The organism is Pseudomonas sp. B16120, assembly GCF_044218845.1.
Taxonomy (GTDB): Bacteria; Pseudomonadota; Gammaproteobacteria; order Pseudomonadales; family Pseudomonadaceae; genus Aquipseudomonas; species Aquipseudomonas paracarnis.
On the sequence record NZ_CP162588.1, the window covers coordinates 923,046 to 943,190 of the forward strand.

Consider the following 20,145-nt stretch of genomic DNA (forward strand, 5'->3'; position numbering starts at 1 on the left):
GAAAGAGGGCTCGATAATGTATGAGCTAAGGGTGCTTGATGGCCAGCGCCAGGGCGCTGCGTTGCCGTTGTTTGGCGAGCAATGGAGTATTGGCGCCCAGGCAGATGCTGACTTGGTGCTGAACGATCCAGGGGTTGCCGAGCAGCATGCGTTGCTGCGCTTTTTTGAGGCTAACTGGTCGGTGCAGGCCCAGGCGGAACTGTTGTACGGGGCTGCTGGGCAAGCCATGGCGCAGATCCCGAATCTGGCATTGAACGTGCCCTTTCTGGTGGGCAGCGTAAGGTTGTGCGTCACCCTGGCGGATCAACCGTGGCCCGAGCCTGTGGCGCCGGCGGCCGCAGCGGTGCCATCGCCGGATGAACCCGCGCAGGCACTGATGTTGTCCGCCATTGCGCCCTCGCAGCAAAAGCGCTTGATCAGCCTGGTGCTGGTGATGGCGATCATCATCGCCGTAGTGGGCATGGTCTCGACAGGGGAGCATGAGGCCCAGGCTTCGCTGATGCCAGCGGTGGCTGGCAAACAGGAACTGGCCTCGCCGATTGATGTGCGCCAACAGTTGGTGAAGATGCTTGGCGAGCGTGAGTTGAACCCGCGCATCGGCTTGCAGGTGATCAACGGCCAAGTCGTGCTGAGCGGGGATGTTTCCCAGGAGGATGTGGAGTTGGTGTCGCGGATGCTCAGCCGTTTTGGTGAGCAATTCGACAGTGCGGTGCCGGTGATCAGTCGTGTCCGTGTGCGCGATGAGGCCTTGCCGTTCAGGATTGTGCAGATAGTGGGCGGACCGAACGGCCACGTGGTTCTGGAAGAGGGCAGCCGGCTTTTTCTGGGGGATCAGATAGACGGCCTGCGCCTGGTGCTGATCGACAACAGCAAGGTGGTTTTCGACGGTGCGCAGCGTTATGAGGTGCTTTGGTGAGTACGCAATTGCAAGCGCGTCTCGACGCCTGGCAACAGCGCCAGGCCCAGGCGCTGAGCAGCTTTGCGCCAGTGGCGATGCGTGGTCGCATCCAGCGCGTCAATGGCATGTTGCTGCAATGCCGATTGCCTCAGGCGCGCATCGGCGATTTGTGCCAAGTGGAAAAAGGGCCGGGCGATTTCATGCTCGCCGAAATCATCGGCTTTGATCAGCAGGATGCAGTACTCAGTGCCCTGGGTAATCTGGAAGGCGTACGAGTGGGCGCTGGCGTTGAGCGCCTGGGCGTTTCGCATCGTGTGCAGGTCAGCGAGGCGCTGTTGGGCCAAGTACTGGATGGTTTCGGGCGACCGATTACGGGGCAGGGCGCCAGTGCGTTTGTCGAAGCTGAACTGCCCGATACCAGTGCGGTGCTGTGTGAAGCGCCGTTACCCACCGAGCGCCCGCGGATCAACCGTGCCCTGGCCACTGGGGTGCGTTCCATTGATGGCTTGATGACGCTGGGTGAAGGCCAGCGCGTCGGTCTGTTCGCCGGGGCCGGTTGCGGCAAGACGACTCTGTTGGCCGAGATCGCCCGTAACGTCGAATGCGACGTCATCGTGTTCGGCCTGATCGGCGAGCGAGGCCGCGAGTTGCGTGAGTTTCTCGACCATGAGCTGGATGAGCAACTGCGCTCCAAAGCGGTACTGGTGTGTGCTACGTCTGATCGCTCCAGCATGGAGCGCGCTCGCGCTGCATTCACCGCCACGGCGTTGGCTGAAGGTTTCCGGCGCAAGGGTCAACGGGTGTTGTTGCTGATTGATTCCCTGACTCGTTTCGCCAGGGCCCAGCGCGAAATTGGCCTGGCTGCCGGTGAGCCCCTGGGACGCGGTGGTCTGCCGCCTTCGGTGTACAGCTTGCTGCCGCGTCTGGTGGAACGCGCCGGGTTGACCCGTGACGGTGTGATCACAGCGATCTACACGGTGCTGATCGAGCAGGACTCCATGAACGACCCAGTGGCCGACGAAGTGCGTTCGTTGCTTGACGGCCATATCGTGCTGTCGCGCAAATTGGCCGAGCGTGGGCACTATCCGGCGGTGGATGTGCTGGCGAGCCTTTCACGAATATTGAGCAACGTCGCAGAACCTGCGGATATCCAGGCGGGCACGGCGTTGCGGCGTTTGCTATCGGCGTACCAGCAGATTGAGTTGATGCTCAAGCTGGGCGAGTACCAGCCTGGCAGCGATGCCCTGACGGACCTGGCGGTGAACAGTCGCCAAGCGGTGGATGGTTTCCTGCGCCAGGATTTGCGTGAGCCGACACCGATGGCTGTCACGCTGGAGCAACTCAAGGAGCTGACCGCCCATGTCCCATTCTGACGTACTGCTCGGTGAGGTGGAGACGCTGCGGCGCCTGCGCAGGCACCGGGCCGATCGGGCCGAGCGTGCCCTGCGTGAGGCCAAGCGTGCGCAGCAGGCCCTGCTTGCGCACATCCAGCAGGCCCAGGAAGCACTTGAACAGACTCGGCAGGAGGAAGCCCGGCAAAGTGCGCAGTTGCTCAGTCAGCATCAGGGCCAGACCCTGACCTTGAAGGGGCTGAAATCCTGGCGCGCGCAGGAACACTCCTTATCCGCCAGCACCCAGCGAGAAGAGGGGCAGCTTGAGGCGTTGCGCAGCCAACGGCCAGTAAAAGAAAGCCACGTTGGCAAAGCCCAGAGGCAAGCCACCGAATGCTTGCGACAGGTCGAAAAGTTACAGGAGTTATCACTTTTACTGGCACGGGAGCCGGCATGACTAAGGTTGCTAATAAATCCCCTCAAAGACCGCCCCTGCGGGAGCCACGGGAAGAACGTGAGCCGGGAACAGCGGGCGTGGTGCCCTGGGAGCAAGGGCGACTGTTTGCGCGGCTGTTTGCTGATGAGCGTGAGGGCACAGGGACTGGAGCCTCCTTATCGGGAAAAAAATCAGCATCCGGTATCGCCATGATCGAGGCGCTCGCCGAACAGCTGGCGCCGCGTGTATTGGCCGGTTCGCAATGGCCGTTGCAGGCAGTGTTGTACTTGCCACGTCTGGGACGGATCAATGCCAGCGTGCGCCGAGAACAGAGCGCCTGGACCATTGAGCTGGAAGCAGAACAGGGCGCCACGGCACGGTGGCTCAGTGGCGTACGACAGCAGTGTGAGGAACGTTTTGCGCAAGCGCTGGGGCGGCCAGTCAGCGTACTTGTGCCAAGCGTCGGCAACCTATGATCGTACCGCTACTGACATTCCCGTCGATCAAGAGCGACTTGGTTGCCGCACGCAACCGACTGGGGCGCGGCCTGTACCTGCCGTTCCATGTCGCGGGTCAGGCCGGTGAGCTGCGGCTTGAGCCTGGACGTGCGCCAGTTGGCAGTGAAGCGGTGTGCTTTGACACGCAGTGCGGCGTGCTGGCGCTCGCTAAGGCAGGGCCGTTGCTCAGCCTGATGGGCGAGTGTCCGGTGACCCTCGCTGGGGCCGACAACGAACCAGACTCCTGGTTCTGGGCGTTGTTCCAGTATTACCTGAGCCCCGAAGTGCGGTCGTTGTTGGGTTATGTGAGATTGCTGCACACCGAGCGACCAAGGGGGTTTGGCTGCCGCCTCACCGTGACCCTGGGGGCATCCTGGGCTGAGGGTTATGCCTGGTTGAGCCCCGAAAGCTTTTTGGCCTTGCACGAGGCGAGTTCCTGGCGGGCCACGGCTGCGCCACTGCCGTTGTCGTTTCAATTGGCAATTGCCGTGACCCTTGGGCGGTTGCGGTTACCGATTGTACAGGCCAGTAGCCTGCGGACCGGCGATGTGCTGGTGCTTGAACAGACCTTCTTCCAGGCCCTGGGCAGCGGCTATGTGCAGGTTGGCAGAGAGCGCCTGCACGGGGGCATTGACGATGACAACGGGCGGTTACGTTTCATTCTTACTTCTATCGAGGACATGTCCGTGGACGAAGATTTAGCTGTACCTCATTACTCGGGGCATGAAAACGATGAACCTGTCATGGACGTATTCGGCCCCGAGCCGTTCGATGAGTTGAGCATGACGCTGAACGTACGCTGCGGAACACTGAACCTTACCCTGGGGGAGCTGCGTAACCTCGTGCCCGGCTCGGTATTGGGCATTGCCGGTTTCGCCCCGGGCACGGCGGGACTGTATTACGGTGATCGACCCATCGGCCAGGGACAGTTGGTGGAAGTTGACGGGCGTCTGGGGTTGCAGTTGTCCCGAGTGGTGTTCGGTCGATGATTCTTCAGGGGCTGGACCCGGTAGTTCTGGCGGTATTTCTGGGGGCGTTGTCGTTGATGCCCATGCTGTTGGTTGTCTGCACGGCCTTCTTGAAAATCGTGATTGTGCTGATGATTACCCGCAATGCCATCGGCGTACAACAGGTGCCTCCAAGCATGGCCATCAACGGAATCGCCCTGGCTGCCACCTTGTTCATCATGGCGCCGGTGGGTTACGAGATCGCCGAGAACCTCAAGGCTTCGCCTCTGGACATGACCAACGTGCAAACGTTTCTGAGTACCGGCAATGAGGCCATCAACCCCTTGCGTGCCTTCATGCTGCGTAATGTGGACCCGGATGTGCTGACCCATCTATTGGAAAATACCGCACGTCTGTGGCCAGCGAAAATGGCGCAGGAGGTGCAGCGTGAGGATCTTATCCTGCTGATTCCGGCCTTTGTGCTTTCGCAATTGCAGGCGGGGTTCGAGATCGGGTTCCTGATCTACATCCCCTTCATCGTGATCGACCTTATTGTTTCCAACCTGCTGCTGGCGCTGGGTATGCAGATGGTCTCGCCGATGACCATTTCCCTGCCGCTCAAGCTGCTGCTGTTCGTGCTGGTGTCTGGCTGGTCGCGGTTGCTCGACAGCCTGTTCCTTTCTTATCTCTGAGTGGCGTATGGAACCTATCGTGCTGTTCAAGCAGGGCATGTTGCTGGTGGTTGTACTGTCGGCGCCGCCGCTGATCGTGGCGGTGGTGGTGGGGGTACTGACTTCCCTGGTACAAGCACTGATGCAGATCCAGGACCAGACATTACCCTTTGGTATCAAGCTAGTGGCGGTGGGTGTCACATTGATCCTGACGGGCCGCTGGATTGGCGTTGAGTTGATCCAGCTGATCAACCTGACGTTTGAAATGATCGGCCGTTCGGCCCTGAACTGAGGCGTTGCCTGTGCTGCTTTATCTTGACTACCTGCCCAGCCTGGTGATTGGCATGGCGCGTATTTACCCCTGTGGCATTTTGGTGGCGGCGTTTTGTTTTCAGCACGTGCGAGGCCTGCCTCGGCACACCATCGTGATGGTCCTGGCGCTGCTGCCCGCGCCGGGTATTCACGCAGCTTTGGCAGGGCAGGACGCTTCAGCAATCATGCTCGGTGCGCTGATGATCAAGGAAGTGGTCCTGGGGTTGCTGCTCGGGGTGTTGCTGGCGATGCCGTTCTGGATGTTCGAGTCGGTCGGGGCACTGCTGGACAACCAGCGTGGAGCCTTGGCAGGTGGCCAACTTAACCCGTCACTGGGGCCGGACGCGACACCGATCGGGCACATGTTCAAGCAACTGGCGATTTACCTGTTGATGGCCGTTCTGGGGTTGGGCACGCTGACCCAGGTGATCTGGGACAGTTATCTGATCTGGCCACCCACCGTGTGGTTTCCGTTTCCAGCGGCTGATGGCATGAGCGTATTTGTCGGGATGCTGAGTGACACGTTCATGCACATGATGCTTTACGCTGCGCCCTTTATTGCCGTGTTGTTGCTGTTGGAGTTTGGCATCGCGTTGCTGGGCGTCTACAGCCAGCAATTGCAAGTGAGTACCTTGGCGCCACCGGTCAAATGCCTGGCGGGAATCGGTATTTTGTTGCTGTACTTTGCATTGTTGCAGGATCTTATTGTCGGGCGTATGAGCCAGCTGGGTGACCTTAAGCACTATCTGGGGCTTTTGTTCTCGGTCTCGGCACCGTGAGTGATTCGGGGGAAAAAAAGCACCCGGCGTCCGCCAAGAAACTGCGTGACCAACGCAAGAAAGGTCAGGTCGCGCAAAGCCAGGATGTGAGCAAGCTGTTGGCACTGACGGCTATCATTGAAGTCGCCTTGTTCACTGCCGAGACCAGTTTGCAGCGCTTTCAGCAACTGATGGTGTTCCCGATGTCGCGCTTGAGCCAGCCGTTTGTGCGAGTGCTGGAAGAAGTACTGGTGGAGGGCCTGGTCATGTTTTTCTCGTTCTCTCTGCTGATGGCCGGGCTTGCAATTGCTGCGAAGCTGATTGGCAGCTGGATGCAGTTCGGCTTGTTGTTCGCCCCGCAAACGCTCAAGCTGGATTTCAATCGCCTCAACCCTATCAGCCAGATCAAGCAGATGTTTTCTGCCCAGTCTTTGATGAATCTGTTGATGAGCATAGCGAAGGCGTTCCTCCTGGGCTTGATTGTGTACGTGGTGGTTTGGCCCTCTTTGGGGGCGTTGATCAATCTTGCCAACAGCGATCTGCAGAGTTACCTACTGGCGCTGATCGCGTTGTTCCGTCACTTGCTGCATGCCTGCCTGGGGCTGTTGCTGGTGTTGGCGTTGATCGATCTGACGTTGCAGAAGCACTTCTTCGCCAAGCGTATGCGCATGACACAGGTTGAGGTCGTCAAAGAATACAAAGACATGGAAGGCGACCCTCATGTGAAGGGGCAGCGCCGTCAGTTGGCGCAGCAATTGGCCCAGGAGGAACCGAAGGTCAAATTGCCCAAGCTGGAAGAGGCAGACATGCTGGTAGTCAACCCGACGCACTTTGCGGTCGCCCTGTATTACCGTCCTGGCAAGACGCCTCTGCCCCTGCTGATCAGTAAAGGCACGGACGACGAGGCGCGAAAACTGATCGCGCGCGCGAAGGCCGCCGAGGTGCCCGTGATTCAGTGTGTGTGGTTGGCGCGTACGATCTACACCAAAAAGTTGGGAGCCAGCATTCCTCGCGAAACCCTGCAGGCCGTGGCGTTGATCTATCGCACCTTGCGCGAGCTGGACGATGACGCCAAACGCGAGACGCTGGAGCTCCCGGAGCTTGACCAGCGCTGATCAGCGAATGGATCCTGGGTCCAGGACACTGAGACCTGCCAGCGAGAGCATCCGGCTCAGCATCCTGTCCAGATTGCCGGGCGGTGTTGGCAGCGCGTGCCAGATCACCATGGCGCCCTGGGCATCGAGGTAGACAAAGCACCCCTCGAAGACCAGGGCCTGCTCAAAGCGGCGCTGTAATATCCGTTGCAATTGCCCGGCTTGCAACGCTTCGCGAGCGACATGCAGAGCCAGCCCCGGGCGATTGCCCGCCTGCAACGTGCACACTTTGATACCGGGCGCGAGGGACTGGTGAGCGGCAGCGCCGCTCACCAGGTCGTTCAGCACTACCTGGGGTTGGTTGCCGGGCATTTGCGTCGTGCTCATCGCTCCAGCGATACCGTCTGGTAGTCCGCGCGCTCCCCGGACGGTCCAGGCTGGACGCGCATGTGCGATGGCCACCAGATCACCATCTTCTGCGCGGTCGACTGCGGGCGTGAGCAGGAGTCGCCTTTGCATGTTGGGGTACAAGCGCTGACGAGCAGCGCCGCACCGATCAGGGTGACGCACAACAATTGATGCTTCATGGTCGGGCCTTTTTGACAGGAGTAATCAAGGTAGGGCGCGGTACGCTGAGGTGTTCATCCTTCTTCACCGGGCGCATGGCGATAAAGACTTCGGCTTCTTCTCCCGGCTTCAACCAGGCGCGTGGCCACACGGTGACGGCCAAAGTCTGCGAGTTGCTGCATTCTTTTTCATCGATGCGCACATTGCGGTTGAACTGGTTGCGCATCACCACGACGGCGACGTTGTACTCGGGGCCTGCGTACCATTGGCTGCGCTCGGTGTTCAGCGCCAGCAAGTCGCGGGGGCTGCACAGCGTGTTCAATCCCAGGGGCATGGGCGCCAACTTGAAGGCCTTGGGCACTTCTCCCGTCACCAGATGCGCCAACGTGCTGATGATGTCGCTACGCTTGATCTCGGGCTGGTGAGGGGCGTTGCGCCTGGCCAGTGGTGCAAGGGCCGTCTGCAACTCGGCCTGGTCTGCCTGAGGCAAGTAGCGGGACGGATCGGCCTGGTCGCCGATGACGCGTGGGGTGATGATGAACAGGCGTTCACGCCGATTGTTCTGCCGTTCGCTTGAAGAGAACAACGCCTTGCCCAGCAGTGGGATATCGCCCAGCAGCGGCACCTTGTTGTGCTTGTCGGTGCTTTCCGTGACATGGAATCCGCCCACCACCATTGAGCGTTTTTCCGCCATGACCGCCTGGGTACTGACGTTACCGCGGCGCACATCCAAGTTATTGAGGTCACGATTGGGGTTGGACTCATCGAACGTACCGTCCTCGATATCCACCACCAAGTGAATCTGATGGCTGCCTCGGCTGGTGATGACGCGGGGCACGACCTGCACGCTGGTACCCACGGTGACCGGCAGGATGGTTGCGTTCTGACGACCGGGTGTCAGGTACTGAGTGCGGTTGAAGTCGATCACCGCCGGTTGGTTTTCCAGGGTGAGCACGGAGGGGTTGGACACCATGGTCGCCAGCCCCTTGGCTTCCAGGGCGCGTATGTCAGCATAGAAACGGTCGCGATTCTCGATCGACAACTGCTGCGATGTGCCGGGCGCCATATTTGCACCACCACGGAAACGGCTGTTCTGAAACCCCCAGTTCACGCCGAATTCACGCAATTGGGTGCGCTCGATATCCAGAATGATCGTATCGATTTCCACCAACTTGCGCGCCACATCGAGTTGAGCGATCAACTCGCGGTACATGGCCTGGCGCTCTGGCAGGTCATAAATGAGCACCGCGTTATTGCGCATATCGGCTTCGACGCGAATGCGACTGGTGGGTGCCGGCGCCCGCGGGGTGAGTGTGGCGCCAATATCCATTGGCATGGGAGTGCTGTTTGTAGCGAGCATCTGCCCCAGCAACGGGTTGCTCAAGCGGGGAACGTTGGGTACGAGAGGGGCGGGCTGTGAGGCGGGGCGCTGGGCTAACGCAGGGGGTGTCGCGTTGGAGCGTGGCTCCAGTAAGCCCCGCACAATGCTGGAAACACCGGCAATGGTGATCTTCTGGCCGCGATAATCCACGTGGCGATCCGCTGCATTGGCAAACTTCAGCGGGAAACTCAGCACGCTCTGTTTTTCGTCCACCGAGCGGCGTTGGCTGCTGAACTGTTTGACTTGCTCGATATAGCGCCGAGGCCCTGAGACCAACACGATGCCATCGTCGGGCAACTCACCCCAACCGAAGCGGCTGTCGAGCAGGCCGATATCAGTGAGGGCTTGCTTGAGGTCGGCAATGGTCTCGGAGGAGACCTCCAGGCGCGCTGACTCTTGCTGGTCCAGAGTACTGACGTAGAGCGTGTTGTTGTACAGGTACCATTGGAAGCGATGCTCTACCCCCAGGCGGTCGAGCAATGACTGCGGGGTGTTAGCGCGTATCTTGCCATTGACGATGCCTTCCAGCAGGCCCTCGATCTGCAGTTGTGTACCGAAGGTCTGGGCGAAATCTTCGAGTACCTCGCGCACCGGCTTATGCTCGGCTTCATAAGCGTAGGCGGTGTTTTTCCATTCCGAAGGGATGGCGGCCAGCGCGCTTTGTGCTGAAACCAGCAACCAGGAAAACAAAAACACATTCCGCCAGTGGGTTCTTTTGGCTGTAACGGCAGGCGAGCCAAGGTACGAGCGATTGCCCTTATGGGTCTTGTTAGACATAGACAGTTCTCTGATTAGTACGAACGTGAACTTAGCGGGGTGGGTTTGAGGTTTTGAACTGGGCGAGCAAGTCGTGCATTGATTGCGCGCCATGTGTCGCGTTGGTTGAGCAGGGCTTCAAGGCAGCCAAGCAGGCCGGCTTCTCCACGGTCGGCGCGCAGGCTGTTAATCACCCATAGCGCTCCCGTGTCGGCTTTTTGAGCCAATGCACCTTGAAAATGATTCAAGCTGGCCGCGCCCAGGCGCAGCCAGCCTTGCAAGGCTGAGTTATCGGGTAGAGAAGAGGTCAGTTGAGCCCCCAATAAAACGGTGTCTCCCTGACGTTGCAGGGTGACTTCGTCGTCGCCCTCAAATAGAGCGATTTTTTCCTTTCCGCTGCTCAACCAGTCACTCACGAGCGCCTTCATCTACTGGAAGCTTTCAATAGTTGTTTTAAGCATTTGGTTGACGGTTTTACCGTGCTCGTTATAAAGCGCAAAGGTGACCTCTCTACGCGTTACCAAGTTGTGAAAGAGTTCGCTGTCTTCGGCGGCCAGGCTTTCTTCGAAGCCGGCTTTGAACTCCTTGTATGTCGATGTTTTATTTCGGGCAATCGAATGAGTCAGTTCTTTGAAAAAATCCATGATTTTTCCTCGGTTTTCTATTGTCGATGGATGAATTTAAACAGTCAGCTCTGAGTGATTAACATAAAGAAAGTCTCTATGTTCGTAGGATTAAATCTCGATCAAGTACTCTTTATCCTGCTTGAAAAAAGTGTCGAGCATGGCGTTCCAGCTGATACGGAAGTCGCCCTCATCTGTTTTCAGTACGAGTGTCTGAAGATGAACTGTGTCGTCGGCGCTTAACTTCCAGGCGTTGCTCTTGTGGCGTGCAAGGCTCTGCCTTATTTCCTCAAGATCAAGGGGATGACAGAGCAGCGTCGCGCTGACTTCCTGAACTTGGCTCTCCAGCAAGTGCTTTAACAGTGCTGCGAGCCTTTGCGGGGCAGTCGTCTCGCCGAGCAAGCAGCGAATGGCCTGGTTGGTTATGGAGGTCGCATAGTGTTCAAGGTTGTCGCGCATCGTTTGACGGTCGCGTTCCCATTGCTTGAGTTGTGCATCTGCGCGTTGCCAGATTTCCAATGAGGCTTGTTCAAGCATGGCCTCGCATTTTTTCTCGGCCATACTTATCAATTCGTCGGCCTGGGCCTTGGCGTGGCTCAAGAGGTGGTTGGCGTGTTCCCAATGGGCAAGCTCTTCGCGCTTGATAAGGCTTCCTCGTGCGCCGGATGCGTCATTGCGTAACTCAATAGTATGTCGGCATAACATTACTGTTTTCCTCACCTGTGCGAGACAGGGGCGTGTTGCCGCTCGCCATGGTCGTGACGCGCCAGACGACGGCCTGCCAGAGAGTGTTCAATCGGCCGCTTGCATGTTCGAGTGGGGCGTTTGCTATTTCAGCCTCGCTCACACGTGTACGGGGAAAGCGCAATCGAAGACGCTGCCAGATAGCCGGTTCAACCCAGCTATGAAGCAGTCGCAGTGGATCGGAATGTGGGGGCAGCATGGAGGGGTGCAGCGCCATGGAGAGGCGCATGCACCACTGGTGATGACTTTCACTCAATGGTGATGGCGCTTCGGGATTGAATATGTGCGTGACCAATGCCAGCCCCAGGTTCAGTTGATCCGTCGTGGCCAGGGCCAACCGAAGCACGGTAGCGTGAGGCGCAGCAGGCAAGCAGGCTTTAAAACCCGTCAGGTTGTCGGGCACTGACCGGCCGTTGTAAAAAAGCCTTTCAATCGCACGATACTCCTCACCTCGCCAGTCTTCGTGGGCCTGCTTCCAGGGAAAAGCCCACCACTGAGCCCAGGCCAGTTGTTCACGCATGAGGGGGTCGGGTCTAGGTGCCATGCGTTGACCCCGCTGAGTCGCCTTTAATGGCCGGCTCCTGGGAGTGACGCTTGCGCCGCGCTTGGAGGAAGATCATGGCGGCCACGGCCGAAACCAGAGCGAGCAGCACAATCATTATGCTGGTTCGCCAGAAGCCGAGATCGTCGCCAGGCACCAGGAAGGGGCCGAAATACACCAGGCGTTGCTGTTCCTGATAAGTGGAGGCAGGTACAAACACCACAGTGAGTTTTTGCGGGTTATCCACCGCTGTGGTCATCCCGGGAATACTGCTTGCCACCATTCTGCGGACCCGCGCACGGATGTTGTCGGGATCCAGGCGTGGATCATGCTTGATAAACACGGAGGCAGATGCAGGTTGGACCGGCTCTCCTGGCGCAATGCGCTCGGGCAACACCACATGCACGCGTGCGACAATAACGCCATCGATCTTGGACAAGGTGGTTTCAAGCTCTTGGGATAAGGCATAGATGTAGCGGGCACGCTCTTCCAGGGGGGTGGAAATGACCCCTTCCTTGCGAAATGTATCCCCCATGGTGGTCCGGGCAAGTCGAGGAAGGCCTGCCGCTTCCAAGGTACGTACGGCGCGCCCGATGTCGTTTGTATTGACCGTTACGACGACGCCATCTTTGGCCGGGGTCTTTTGCGCACGAATATGTTTATCAGCCAATTCGGCGACGACCTCATTGGCTTCTTGCTCGGACAATTGGCGATGAAGTTCCACTCGGTCACCGCATCCGCTCAATAGAAAAGCCATGCTCAAAACTAAAGCGACACGCAGAGAGTTATTCATGCTCAGGACTGCATGTTACTGATCTTGTCGATGCACTGTGTTGTCTTGGCCAGGCATTTCACCATCAGTTGTGATGTGAGTTGTGCGTTATATAACTCGCGTGGGTACGTACCTATAGCCTCAACATCTATACCTTTTTTGGTTGAGCGGATTATTTTTGCGAAGCCATTTCTTGAGTTACTGAGATGCTTGGAGGCCTCTGTCAAAAGCAGTGAGGCCTGAATTCATAGAATAAGCGCAACGCTTGAAACGAGAGGCAGAGAGCCAGCCACCGGTAGAATCCAGGCTCTCACACCGAAGGATTCAAGCGCAGATGACTACGCATTACCGGCAGCTGACTCAGGGACAACGTTACCAGATTGAGGCTGGCTTGAGCGCCGCAGAGAGCCAGGCGAGCATTGCAAAGCGGGTCGGCGTGCATCCCTCGACGATCAGTCGCGAGGTTCGCCGCAACAGCACCCAGAATATCTACAAGGCTGTTTCTGCGGCCCATGAAAGTGATGCTCGTCGAGCGGGTGCGCGCAAGTTTTGCAAGCCGGCGACATGGCTCAGCCATCATCTCCCGGTGTGGCTCAAGCATGGCATGAGTCCGGAGCAGATCGCCCAGCGGTTGAAGCAGGAGCAGCCAAGCCGGGCGGTCAGCCATGAGTGGATTTATCGGTTCATTGCCGCCGAACAGCGCGCCGGTGGTGAGCTTTATACCTATCTGCGACATCGCCGAAAGCGCTACCGGAAACGCTATGGAAGCCACGATCGGCGCGGGCAGCTGCGTAATCGCGTGTCAATCAGTGAACGCCCAGCCGAGGTCGAAAGCCGCGAGCGCCTGGGGGACTGGGAGGGCGATACGGTACATGGACTGGGCGGTAACCTGGTGACCCTGGTTGATCGCAAAAGCGGCTATCTGAGCGCCTATCCGGTCAAGCGCAGAACGCGCCGGCAGGTAACGCGGGCGATCAATCTGATGCTTCAGGGCCATGCCGCTCACACGCTGACGCTGGATAACGGAAGGGAGTTTGCCGGGCATGAACGCATCGCGCTACGGAGCCAGTGCCAGGTCTTTTTTGCAGACCCCTATTCATCCTGGCAACGTGGCACCAATGAAAACACCAACGGTCTGCTCCGCCAGTATTTCCCCAAGGGCAGCGACTTCAGCAAGCTGACCGTCGAAGCCGTCAATCGGACAGTAGCGAGGATCAATCTACGCCCGCGCAAGCGCTTGGGCTGGAAGACGCCGTACGAAGTGCATACAGGGGTGAGCGTTGCACTTATGTGTTGAATTCAGGAGGCTTCAGGCTTGGCAGAGAGTGTGCTCGTTGGACGTTCGAGCATCGTTGAAAAAAAACTCACGTCCATACCGTCTGCCGATTGTTCCGGTGCTACACGGTGAAGTTCAGTGCTGTTGCCTTTCGGTGAAAAACGGTCGTTTATTTGCATACAGTGTCTACTTATTCAAGGTGGGCAGCGGCTCGACAGAAAATGGCCTGTCGGGAGGGTTGGACGATTACCTTTCGGGCTAAAAAGCCGGAAAGGTAATCGGTCACCTGATAGTTATTGACCTGAGCCCGAACGGATCAGCGATTGAATGTTCTTCACTTCAGCGCTCTTCCAGCCGTTTTTTATGGCATCAGCCTTCATCTTTTCGAAGATAGCTTCGGCTGATCCCTCATCACTACCACCGGCCCCACCTGCATTCGCTGACGAAAATGCGTCCTGAGCTACCGAACTGCTACTGCCTGTTGCGCCAACATTCATATGAAACTCCTACTATGATTTTTGGGGTTTGTTTATGCCATCATCAAAAGCGCGGGAACGCCTATGTCTTAAAAATTTGCTCCCGGCTATGACTGTGTGGCCTGTATGTGTAATGGGTTCCAGATGTTTCTAAGCCTCGATGTTACTAATTGTTTTATTGCGCAGAGGCTTGATCGAAACGTTGGAGATACAGGGGGTATGGTCTTTTGTTAACTGTTAGAGCAACGATTGAGCTTATGCCAATGATATGTCTAGTTGTTTCATTTTGTAATATAGCGTGCGCTTCGCAACCCCCAGCTCAATGGCTACGGTATCCACACAGTGTTGGTGACGGTACATCGACTCTTCAATCAACGCTTTTTCAATTTGTTGAAGGCGTGCCTTCAGGTCCGTCTGAGGGGGCGGCTGACGGCAGGCGGGCGCTGAGAGCGGCGGGAGGCCCAGGACGAACCGTTTCGCCGCCGAGCGTAGCTCGCGAACATTACCCAGCCACGGGTGGCAGAGCAGTTCATGCAACAGGCCGTCAGAAGGCGATGGAGGTGTGCAATTGAACTGGTCTGCTTCTTCCTGAATCATCTGCAGAAACAACGGGATGATGCGCTCGCGCCGATCGCGCAGGGCGGGCAGTTCGATGTTCACGACATTCAGCCGAAAGTAGAGATCACGCCTGAAGGCGCCCTGGTCGACCATGATTTGCAGGGATTGCTGGGCCGATGCAATGACGCGCATGTCCACGGAAATGAACCGAGTCGAACCCAGGCGCTCCACCCCGCGGCACTCCAGCACACGCAGTAGCTTGGCTTGCAGGCTCAAGGGCATGCTGTCGATCTCATCAAGGTACAGAGTACCCAAGTGGGCGGCTTCGACAAATCCAGCCCTTGATTGCACTGCCCCGGTGTAGGCGCCGCTGTTGACACCGAACAGCTGGCTTTCCGCCAGGCTTTCAGGGATGGCCGCACAGTTCACGGCGACAAAATTACCTCGTCGACCCGATAAGCGATGAATCCGTTGTGCAAGCGTATCTTTGCCGGTACCCGTTTCTCCCAACAGCAGGATGTCAACGTTAAGCGCGGCAGTGTTGTTAAGTGTGGTTTCAATTTCCTGACCATCGATGAGTGAAACGTCTGTTGTATTATCCTTCTGGACGTAGGCCGACATCGATGTGTACTCCCTGTTCGCTAGTACTTCACTGTAGAAGGACGGTGTGCAAGCGCCAACTCAGTAGAACGCAGAATATAAAAGTTGTCACCCGGCGAAGAGGTAGTTATGTGCCGGAATAATGTAGGAAAATGACTGTAAGTTTAAGTTTTTAATGTGCTCGGCTTTAGTTTGGTTAAAGCGTCGAAAAAGGTAAGTAGGAAGATTCTGAGATAGTTGAGTATTTGGATATGTGTTTTTATTTGTAAGCTTAAATACCGGCCACAAAAAAGCCGATGCAATGCATCGGCTTTTTGTTCGCAGTCAATACTGCGGTGGTGCTTACACGTTAAAGCGGAAGTGCATCACATCGCCATCTTTAACAATGTAGTCCTTGCCTTCCAGGCGCCATTTACCGGCTTCCTTGGCACCGGCTTCACCCTTGAACTGGATGAAGTCGTTGTAAGCGATCACCTCAGCTCGGATAAAGCCTTTCTCAAAGTCGGTGTGGATCACGCCAGCAGCCTGTGGCGCGGTGGCGCCGACCTTGACGGTCCAGGCGCGGACTTCTTCGACACCGGCGGTGAAGTAGGTCTGCAGGTTGAGCATTTCGTAGCCTGCGCGGATCACGCGGTTCAGGCCAGGCTCTTCCAGGCCCAGGGCCTCGAGGAACATGTCCTTTTCTTCGCCGTCATCGAGCTCGGCGATTTCCGCTTCGATCTTGTTGCACACCGGAACAACGATGGCGCCTTCTTCGTCGGCAATAGCCTTGACCACGTCGAGCAGCGGGTTGTTCTCGAAGCCGTCTTCGGCAACGTTGGCGATGTACATCACAGGCTTGGTGGTCAGCAGGTGGAAGCCCTTGATCACGGCCTTCTCGTCTGCGCCCATGTTCTTCATCAGGCTGCGCGCTGGCTTGCCTTCGGTGAAGTGCGCGATCAGTTGCTCCAGCAGGCCCTTCTGGACCACTGCATCCTTGTCGCCGCCCTTGGCGTTACGCGCGACTTTCTGCAGTTGCTTTTCGCAGCTGTCGAGGTCGGCGAAGATCAGTTCCAGGTCGATGATCTCGATGTCGCGCTTGGGGTCGACGCTGTTGGAGACGTGAATCACGTTCTCGTCTTCAAAGCAGCGGACCACGTGGGCGATAGCATCGGTTTCGCGGATGTTGGCCAGGAACTTGTTGCCCAGGCCTTCACCTTTCGAGGCGCCGGCGACGAGGCCCGCGATGTCGACGAACTCCATGGTGGTCGGCAGGATGCGCTTGGGATTGACGATGGCCGCCAGTGCGTCAAGACGCGGGTCCGGCATCGGCACGATGCCGCTGTTGGGTTCGATGGTGCAGAAGGGGAAGTTCTCCGCCGCAATACCGGACTTGGTCAGGGCGTTGAACAGGGTGGACTTGCCGACGTTGGGCAGGCCGACGATGCCGCAATTGAATCCCATGGTGTTTCCCCTCGGATAAGAGTCAGGCCTTCTGGCTGTGCAGGTTTTTCATCGCACGGTTCCATTCACCGGCGAAGATATCCGGCAGCACGCCGAGGGCAAAATCGATGCTGGCATCGAGTTTTTCCTGTTCGGCGCGTGGCGCACGACCCAGGACGAAATTTGAAACCATACTGGCAACGCCTGGGTGGCCAATGCCGAGCCGCAGACGGTAAAAATTATTCTGATTGCCCAACTGCGCGATGATGTCACGCAGGCCATTGTGCCCACCATGCCCGCCGCCGAGCTTGAGCTTGGCTACGCCGGGTGGCAGGTCCAGTTCGTCATGGGCCACCAGGATTTCTTCGGGTTTGATCCGGAAGAAGCCCGCAAGCGACGCGACAGCCTGGCCGCTGCGGTTCATATAGGTGGTGGGAATCAGTAGACGAACATCCTGACCCTGGTGCGAGAAGCGCCCGGTCAGGCCAAAATATTTGCGATCGGCCACCAGGTTGACGCCTTGGGCGTGGGCGATGCGCTCAACAAAAAGGGCCCCCGCGTTATGCCGGGTCTGTTCGTATTCGGCGCCTGGATTTCCCAGGCCAACGATCAGTTTAATGGCAGTCACGACAGGAGCCCTTCCTTTGGAGTTGTGGATAACATCGCCGTACCCAGGTGCGGCGAAAGTGGACGACACTACATCATTTACTCAAGAGTAAACGCCGCGTTATCGCCCGCTTTCTCGCTACGTTTCGGTCCGCGATGTTTCCTCAAGCTCCGGCAATACAGAGTGAATTACTCTGCAGCGCCTTCTTCAGCTTCTTCTGGAGCAACGCGTGGAGCGTGAACGTTGGCAACAGCTTTGTCATCACCGTGAGCCAGTGCGACAAACTCAACGCCTTTAGGGGCCTTGAGGTCGGACAGGTGAACGATGGCGCCGATTTCCAGAGCCGACAGGTCGACTTCGATGAACTCAGGCAGGTCTTTCGGCAGGCAGGTCACTTCGATTTCGTTCAGGACGTGAGAGATCTCGCCGCCTTTCTTGACCGGAGCTTCTTCACCCACAAAGTGCACAGGCACGATGGCGGTCAGTTTCTGGCCAGCTACAACGCGAACGAAGTCAGCGTGCATGATGAACTGCTTGGAAGGGTGACGCTGCATCGCTTTAACGATGACGTTCTGCTTGGCGCCGTCGACGTTCAGCTCGATAACGTGGCTGTAGGCAGCTTCGTTTTCGAACAGCTTGGCGATTTCCTTGGCCAGGATGGTCACGGATTCAGCAGGCTTGTTACCACCGTAGACAACGGCTGGGATGTTGGCGGCGTGACGCAGGCGGCGGCTCGCACCTTTCCCCAGGTCAGTACGCGCTTGGGCGTTCAGAGTAAATTCGTTCATGTTGTATCTCCAAAATAGCCATCATCGAGGGGCGTTTGCGACCAGCGCCGAACTCGATATGGGCAAAAAAGCCCCGCCCCAGCGGAATGCTGGGGCGGGGCGCTTTTCGTCAGTGAGGTGATCCGTTGGTTTGACCCTTAACGGAACATCGCGCTGATCGATTCTTCATTGCTGATGCGGCGAACCGCTTCGGCAACGACCGGTGCAATATCCAGTTGGCGGATACGTGCACAGGCTTGAGCTGCGGCGGACAACGGAATGGTGTTAGTCACCACCAGTTCGTCCAGCACGGAGTTCTCGATGTTTTCGATCGCTCGGCCCGACAGCACAGGGTGTGTGCAGTAGGCGAAGACTTTTGCTGCACCGTGCTCTTTCAAGGCTTTCGCCGCGTGGCACAGGGTGCCGGCGGTGTCGACCATGTCATCAACCAGAATACAGGTGCGCCCTTCGACATCACCGATGATATGCATCACTTCAGAGTGATTGGCTTTCTCACGGCGTTTGTCGATGATCCCGAGGTCCACGCCCAGGGATTTGGCAACAGCCCGTGCACGCACGACGCCACCAATGTCCGGGGACACGATCATCAGGTTTTCAAAGCGCTGGTCTTCGATGTCATCCACCAGGACGGGGGAGCCGTAGATGTTATCTACCGGAATATCGAAGAACCCCTGGATTTGGTCAGCGTGCAGGTCAACCGTGAGCACACGGTCGATACCTACCACGGTCAGCATGTCAGCAACGACTTTCGCGCTGATAGCTACACGTGCGGAGCGCGGACGGCGATCCTGACGGGCATAACCAAAGTAAGGGATTACAGCTGTGATTCGAGTCGCTGAGGAGCGGCGGAAGGCATCAGCCATCACGACGAGTTCCATCAGGTTATCGTTGGTCGGAGCGCAGGTCGGCTGAATAATGAAGACGTCTTTACCGCGGACATTTTCATTGATCTCGGCTGTAATTTCGCCGTCGGAGAATTTACCGACAGAGATGTCACCGAGAGGGATATGCAGCTGACGTACGACACGTCGAGCCAGATCGGGGTTGGCATTCCCCGTAAAGACCATCATCTTGGACACGCGCAGTACCTAGAGGCTGAGGGTAACCTGGATGAGTATTAGAAAATGGCAGGGGCGGCTGGATTCGAACCAACGCATGGCAGGATCAAAACCTGCTGCCTTACCGCTTGGCGACGCCCCTGTATCTGTTGCAACGAGTGCCTAACACTCGGTTCCTTTTAGAGCAGACTTTGCAGCTTGCGATGCAACATCGAAACGTTGCTTCCTTTTGCTACAAACCCTGTAAGGGTCTCTGTAAGAAGGGCCGAGACTTTATCAGCTTCAGCTTTGCTTGGGAAGCCCCCAAACACACAACTTCCAGTGCCGGTTAATTTTGCTTCGGTAAATTTACCTAACAAATTCAAAGCGTTACGTACCTCTGGATAACGCCTTGCTACAACCGGTAAGCAGTCATTTCGACTGTTTCCCTTGGGAACGGGGCGCACTTTAATGGGAGAAGAGTTACGTGTCAACAACGGATCTGAAAAAATTTCTGCTGTACTTACAGATACTTGCGGCACCAGCACGACATACCAAGGTTCTTCGGGCTCTACAGGGGTGAGTTTCTCCCCAACGCCTTCAGCAAATGCGGCGTGCCCCCGCACGAAAACCGGGACGTCGGCGCCCAGCGTGAGGCCCAGCGCAGCAAGGCGATCGTGGTCCCAGCCCAGTTGCCATAAGTGATTTAGGCCCAACAAAGTGGTCGCGGCATTGGAGCTGCCGCCACCGATACCCCCGCCCATGGGCAGGATTTTGTCGATCCAGATATCAATGCCAAGTGGGCAGCCGGATTGTGCCTGAAGTTTTTTGGCTGCCCGCACAATCAGATTGCTGTCGTGGGGCACGCCGTCGAATTCGGTGTGCAGTTGGATTACGCCATCCTCACGCACGGCAAAGGTCAGCTCATCGCCGTAGTCGAGAAACTGAAACAGCGTCTGCAACTCGTGGTAGCCATCTTCACGACGGCCAAGGATGTGCAGCATCAGGTTGAGCTTGGCCGGGGAGGGCAGGGTCAATTTTTGTGCGGACACG

At 57.4% G+C, this 20,145-nt stretch carries 25 protein-coding genes and 1 tRNA gene; 10 read left to right on the forward strand and 16 right to left on the reverse strand.

What is annotated here, in order from left to right:
• Positions 1-16 precede the first annotated feature (16 nt).
• From AB4P90_RS04470 to sctU, 9 genes are read left to right on the forward strand one after another with little or no spacing between them, the layout of a single operon-like run.
• Positions 17-916: an FHA domain-containing protein gene (locus AB4P90_RS04470; protein ID WP_020301449.1), complete on the forward strand. Its 900-nt coding sequence runs from the start codon at positions 17-19 to the stop codon at positions 914-916.
• Positions 913-2,271 (forward strand): FliI/YscN family ATPase, encoded by a 1,359-nt coding sequence (locus AB4P90_RS04475; protein WP_014716811.1) that lies wholly within the window; start codon positions 913-915, stop codon positions 2,269-2,271. Before AB4P90_RS04470 ends, AB4P90_RS04475 begins: the two co-directional genes overlap by 4 nt.
• The gene (locus tag AB4P90_RS04480; protein WP_014716812.1) at positions 2,258-2,686 is read left to right on the forward strand and encodes a YscO family type III secretion system apparatus protein; all 429 of its coding nucleotides are present in this window, start codon (positions 2,258-2,260) and stop codon (positions 2,684-2,686) included. The genes AB4P90_RS04475 and AB4P90_RS04480 overlap by 14 nt, the downstream gene beginning before the upstream one ends.
• Entirely contained in the window at positions 2,683-3,141 is a 459-nt protein-coding gene (locus AB4P90_RS04485) for a type III secretion system HrpP C-terminal domain-containing protein (RefSeq protein WP_177480967.1), read from the forward strand. The genes AB4P90_RS04480 and AB4P90_RS04485 overlap by 4 nt, the downstream gene beginning before the upstream one ends.
• The gene (locus AB4P90_RS04490; RefSeq protein WP_014716814.1) at positions 3,138-4,151 is read left to right on the forward strand and encodes a FliM/FliN family flagellar motor switch protein; all 1,014 of its coding nucleotides are present in this window, start codon (positions 3,138-3,140) and stop codon (positions 4,149-4,151) included. Before AB4P90_RS04485 ends, AB4P90_RS04490 begins: the two co-directional genes overlap by 4 nt.
• Positions 4,148-4,801, forward strand: coding sequence for a type III secretion system export apparatus subunit SctR (gene sctR / locus AB4P90_RS04495; protein WP_014716815.1), 654 nt, complete (start codon positions 4,148-4,150; stop codon positions 4,799-4,801). The genes AB4P90_RS04490 and sctR overlap by 4 nt, the downstream gene beginning before the upstream one ends.
• A 7-nt stretch (positions 4,802-4,808) precedes the next feature.
• Entirely contained in the window at positions 4,809-5,072 is a 264-nt protein-coding gene (gene sctS / locus AB4P90_RS04500) for a type III secretion system export apparatus subunit SctS (RefSeq protein WP_014716816.1), read from the forward strand.
• A gap of 10 nt (positions 5,073-5,082) precedes the next feature.
• Positions 5,083-5,871: a type III secretion system export apparatus subunit SctT gene (gene sctT, locus AB4P90_RS04505; RefSeq protein ID WP_395605690.1), complete on the forward strand. Its 789-nt coding sequence runs from the start codon at positions 5,083-5,085 to the stop codon at positions 5,869-5,871.
• A complete protein-coding gene (gene sctU / locus AB4P90_RS04510) occupies positions 5,868-6,965 on the forward strand; it encodes a type III secretion system export apparatus subunit SctU (RefSeq protein ID WP_395605691.1) in 1,098 nt (365 codons plus the stop codon). Before sctT ends, sctU begins: the two co-directional genes overlap by 4 nt.
• On the opposite strand, the gene AB4P90_RS04515 is transcribed toward sctU, so the two are convergent.
• The 8 genes from AB4P90_RS04515 to sctJ form a co-directional block, all read right to left on the reverse strand.
• Positions 6,966-7,331, reverse strand: coding sequence for a transcriptional regulator (locus AB4P90_RS04515; protein WP_233086067.1), 366 nt, complete (start codon positions 7,329-7,331; stop codon positions 6,966-6,968). It abuts the gene before it with no gap.
• A complete protein-coding gene (gene hrpT, locus AB4P90_RS04520; RefSeq protein WP_014716820.1) occupies positions 7,328-7,531 on the reverse strand; it encodes an HrpT family type III secretion system protein in 204 nt (67 codons plus the stop codon). The genes AB4P90_RS04515 and hrpT overlap by 4 nt, the downstream gene beginning before the upstream one ends.
• Complete coding sequence (gene sctC, locus AB4P90_RS04525) at positions 7,528-9,669, reverse strand: type III secretion system outer membrane ring subunit SctC (protein WP_014716821.1); 2,142 nt, start codon at positions 9,667-9,669, stop codon at positions 7,528-7,530. The genes hrpT and sctC overlap by 4 nt, the downstream gene beginning before the upstream one ends.
• A gap of 14 nt (positions 9,670-9,683) precedes the next feature.
• Positions 9,684-10,076: a hypothetical protein gene (locus AB4P90_RS04530; RefSeq protein WP_014716822.1), complete on the reverse strand. Its 393-nt coding sequence runs from the start codon at positions 10,074-10,076 to the stop codon at positions 9,684-9,686.
• Positions 10,077-10,292: a hypothetical protein gene (locus AB4P90_RS04535; protein ID WP_014716823.1), complete on the reverse strand. Its 216-nt coding sequence runs from the start codon at positions 10,290-10,292 to the stop codon at positions 10,077-10,079.
• Positions 10,293-10,382: 90 nt separating this feature from the next.
• The gene (sctL, locus tag AB4P90_RS04540) at positions 10,383-10,976 is read right to left on the reverse strand and encodes a type III secretion system stator protein SctL (protein WP_014716824.1); all 594 of its coding nucleotides are present in this window, start codon (positions 10,974-10,976) and stop codon (positions 10,383-10,385) included.
• Positions 10,954-11,535: a type III secretion protein gene (locus AB4P90_RS04545; protein ID WP_224796991.1), complete on the reverse strand. Its 582-nt coding sequence runs from the start codon at positions 11,533-11,535 to the stop codon at positions 10,954-10,956. The genes sctL and AB4P90_RS04545 overlap by 23 nt, the downstream gene beginning before the upstream one ends.
• Before the next feature lie 13 nt (positions 11,536-11,548).
• A complete protein-coding gene (gene sctJ / locus AB4P90_RS04550; protein ID WP_395605692.1) occupies positions 11,549-12,349 on the reverse strand; it encodes a type III secretion system inner membrane ring lipoprotein SctJ in 801 nt (266 codons plus the stop codon).
• Positions 12,350-12,662: 313 nt separating this feature from the next.
• Between sctJ and AB4P90_RS04555 the strand changes: the two genes are divergently transcribed.
• Complete coding sequence (locus AB4P90_RS04555; protein WP_004577240.1) at positions 12,663-13,625, forward strand: IS30-like element ISPpu17 family transposase; 963 nt, start codon at positions 12,663-12,665, stop codon at positions 13,623-13,625.
• Positions 13,626-13,897: 272 nt separating this feature from the next.
• Here AB4P90_RS04555 and AB4P90_RS04560 read toward each other — a convergent pair whose 3' ends face one another.
• From AB4P90_RS04560 to ispE, 8 genes are all read right to left on the reverse strand, one after another.
• A complete protein-coding gene (locus tag AB4P90_RS04560; RefSeq protein WP_395605693.1) occupies positions 13,898-14,101 on the reverse strand; it encodes a type III secretion protein in 204 nt (67 codons plus the stop codon).
• Positions 14,102-14,335: 234 nt separating this feature from the next.
• Entirely contained in the window at positions 14,336-15,259 is a 924-nt protein-coding gene (locus AB4P90_RS04565) for a sigma 54-interacting transcriptional regulator (RefSeq protein WP_395605694.1), read from the reverse strand.
• Positions 15,260-15,580: 321 nt separating this feature from the next.
• Positions 15,581-16,681, reverse strand: coding sequence for a redox-regulated ATPase YchF (ychF, locus tag AB4P90_RS04570; protein ID WP_014716830.1), 1,101 nt, complete (start codon positions 16,679-16,681; stop codon positions 15,581-15,583).
• Between the two features lie 22 nt (positions 16,682-16,703).
• Positions 16,704-17,288, reverse strand: coding sequence for an aminoacyl-tRNA hydrolase (pth, locus tag AB4P90_RS04575; RefSeq protein ID WP_395605695.1), 585 nt, complete (start codon positions 17,286-17,288; stop codon positions 16,704-16,706).
• Between the two features lie 167 nt (positions 17,289-17,455).
• Positions 17,456-18,055 (reverse strand): 50S ribosomal protein L25/general stress protein Ctc, encoded by a 600-nt coding sequence (locus AB4P90_RS04580; protein ID WP_003188351.1) that lies wholly within the window; start codon positions 18,053-18,055, stop codon positions 17,456-17,458.
• A gap of 137 nt (positions 18,056-18,192) precedes the next feature.
• The gene (locus AB4P90_RS04585) at positions 18,193-19,134 is read right to left on the reverse strand and encodes a ribose-phosphate pyrophosphokinase (RefSeq protein WP_003171603.1); all 942 of its coding nucleotides are present in this window, start codon (positions 19,132-19,134) and stop codon (positions 18,193-18,195) included.
• Between the two features lie 46 nt (positions 19,135-19,180).
• A tRNA-Gln gene (locus AB4P90_RS04590) sits at positions 19,181-19,255 on the reverse strand.
• Positions 19,256-19,292: 37 nt separating this feature from the next.
• Complete coding sequence (ispE, locus tag AB4P90_RS04595) at positions 19,293-20,096, reverse strand: 4-(cytidine 5'-diphospho)-2-C-methyl-D-erythritol kinase (RefSeq protein ID WP_178114207.1); 804 nt, start codon at positions 20,094-20,096, stop codon at positions 19,293-19,295.
• Positions 20,097-20,145: the final 49 nt, after the last annotated feature.

Excerpts from the sequence above, each read along its gene's own strand:
- AB4P90_RS04470 (WP_020301449.1), top strand. The coding sequence starts at position 17 with ATGTATGAGCTAAGGGTGCTTGATGGCCAGCGCCAGGGCGCTGCGTTG.
- AB4P90_RS04480 (WP_014716812.1), top strand. The coding sequence starts at position 2,258 with ATGTCCCATTCTGACGTACTGCTCGGTGAGGTGGAGACGCTGCGGCGC.
- AB4P90_RS04485 (WP_177480967.1), top strand. The coding sequence starts at position 2,683 with ATGACTAAGGTTGCTAATAAATCCCCTCAAAGACCGCCCCTGCGGGAG.
- AB4P90_RS04490 (WP_014716814.1), top strand. The coding sequence starts at position 3,138 with ATGATCGTACCGCTACTGACATTCCCGTCGATCAAGAGCGACTTGGTT.
- sctR (WP_014716815.1), top strand. The coding sequence starts at position 4,148 with ATGATTCTTCAGGGGCTGGACCCGGTAGTTCTGGCGGTATTTCTGGGG.
- sctS (WP_014716816.1), top strand. The coding sequence starts at position 4,809 with ATGGAACCTATCGTGCTGTTCAAGCAGGGCATGTTGCTGGTGGTTGTA.
- AB4P90_RS04515 (WP_233086067.1), bottom strand. The coding sequence starts at position 7,331 with ATGAGCACGACGCAAATGCCCGGCAACCAACCCCAGGTAGTGCTGAAC.
- hrpT (WP_014716820.1), bottom strand. The coding sequence starts at position 7,531 with ATGAAGCATCAATTGTTGTGCGTCACCCTGATCGGTGCGGCGCTGCTC.
- sctC (WP_014716821.1), bottom strand. The coding sequence starts at position 9,669 with ATGTCTAACAAGACCCATAAGGGCAATCGCTCGTACCTTGGCTCGCCT.
- AB4P90_RS04530 (WP_014716822.1), bottom strand. The coding sequence starts at position 10,076 with ATGAAGGCGCTCGTGAGTGACTGGTTGAGCAGCGGAAAGGAAAAAATC.
- AB4P90_RS04535 (WP_014716823.1), bottom strand. The coding sequence starts at position 10,292 with ATGGATTTTTTCAAAGAACTGACTCATTCGATTGCCCGAAATAAAACA.
- sctL (WP_014716824.1), bottom strand. The coding sequence starts at position 10,976 with ATGTTATGCCGACATACTATTGAGTTACGCAATGACGCATCCGGCGCA.
- AB4P90_RS04545 (WP_224796991.1), bottom strand. The coding sequence starts at position 11,535 with ATGCGTGAACAACTGGCCTGGGCTCAGTGGTGGGCTTTTCCCTGGAAG.
- sctJ (WP_395605692.1), bottom strand. The coding sequence starts at position 12,349 with ATGAATAACTCTCTGCGTGTCGCTTTAGTTTTGAGCATGGCTTTTCTA.
- AB4P90_RS04555 (WP_004577240.1), top strand. The coding sequence starts at position 12,663 with ATGACTACGCATTACCGGCAGCTGACTCAGGGACAACGTTACCAGATT.
- AB4P90_RS04560 (WP_395605693.1), bottom strand. The coding sequence starts at position 14,101 with ATGAATGTTGGCGCAACAGGCAGTAGCAGTTCGGTAGCTCAGGACGCA.
- AB4P90_RS04565 (WP_395605694.1), bottom strand. The coding sequence starts at position 15,259 with ATGTCGGCCTACGTCCAGAAGGATAATACAACAGACGTTTCACTCATC.
- ychF (WP_014716830.1), bottom strand. The coding sequence starts at position 16,681 with ATGGGATTCAATTGCGGCATCGTCGGCCTGCCCAACGTCGGCAAGTCC.
- AB4P90_RS04580 (WP_003188351.1), bottom strand. The coding sequence starts at position 18,055 with ATGAACGAATTTACTCTGAACGCCCAAGCGCGTACTGACCTGGGGAAA.
- ispE (WP_178114207.1), bottom strand. The coding sequence starts at position 20,096 with ATGCTGCACATCCTTGGCCGTCGTGAAGATGGCTACCACGAGTTGCAG.